Raw genomic sequence first — 1,194 nt, 5'->3', positions numbered from 1 at the left:
AATTGAGGCCATGTGGTATCTTTTGGCAGGCTTGCGATACCTGATCTCACCGCCAGCCAGCAAGCGCCAAAGATTCCCAGTTGTTTGCCTAAAAACAGCCCAAGCGCGATACCTAATGTAATTGAGTTAAATAGATCATCAGTGCCGATCCCGATTAAGTTGACACCGGCATTCGCGAATGCGAACACAGGCAGTATCATAAAGGCAACCCAAGGCTGAATGCTGTGTTCCATTTGCTTTAACATTGGGTGTCCGTCTTCAGTGGCCACGTTAATTGGTATAAACCAAGCCACGATGAAACCCGCTAGCGTAGCATGAACACCTGACTTGAGTACGGCTGCCCACACAACGATACCGACAATAATGTAAGCCGCTTGTTTGCTCACCTTGAATCGGTTCAACAGGCCTAGAACAAACAGACCTGAAATGGCAACGGCAAGAGAGGCTGTTGATAGGTCTTGTGAGTAAAAAATGGCAATAATGACTATCGCACCGATATCATCAAATATAGCAACCGAGAGCAGGAATAGCTTGAGGGTCAGTGGTAGGCTTTTGCCGAACAGACTAAATATACCTAAAGCAAAGGCGATATCAGTTGCCGATGGAATAGCCCAGCCTTGAAGTGCCGCCGGATTTTGTTGATTTAAGCTAACATAAACTAAAGCGGGAGCAATGATGCCCGCCACAGCGGCAATAGCAGGTAGTATTATCTGGTCTTTTGAAGATAAGTGGCCTTCAATAATTTCTCGTTTAACTTCTAGGCCGACCAAGAAAAAGAACAGTGCCATCAAGCCATCATTGACCCAAAGCAATAGCGGTTTAGCAATTTCAAAGGAGCCGAATTGAATGGTGACGGGTAAGTTAAGCACACCTTGGTAGAAACCATTGAAAGCTGTATTCGCCATGATGAGTGCCGCCAAAGCCGCGAGAATTAATAGAATTCCCCCTGCTGCGTCATGCTCAACCATTTCTCGAAAAACTTTTGTCATAGGTAGGTCCTTGCTTTAAATGATGAGAAGACATTTATATGCTTTTACCTAGCTATGAAAAAGTCGAATATTCAGCTCAATATGATCGAAAAAAACTGATCAATTTTTTTTGGATCTTTAACCAAACGGCTGGGGGAAAGCATGGATTTAAATTGCCACTCATAAATACTTCGGATACTTCGAAGTATTTATGAGTGAATAACTT

1 protein-coding gene is annotated in these 1,194 nt (G+C 43.6%); it reads right to left on the bottom strand.

The genetic code is table 11. The features are described from left to right. Nucleotides 1-989, bottom strand: a 989-nt coding sequence (nhaA, locus tag A3761_RS24715; RefSeq protein WP_068751102.1) for a Na+/H+ antiporter NhaA, incomplete at its 3' end; no start/stop codon positions are given. Nucleotides 990-1,194: the final 205 nt, after the last annotated feature.

This window comes from Oleiphilus sp. HI0123 (assembly GCF_001635315.1).
The sequence above is the reverse complement of the archived record's forward strand: the minus strand, read 5'-3'. Positions and strand labels throughout refer to the sequence as shown.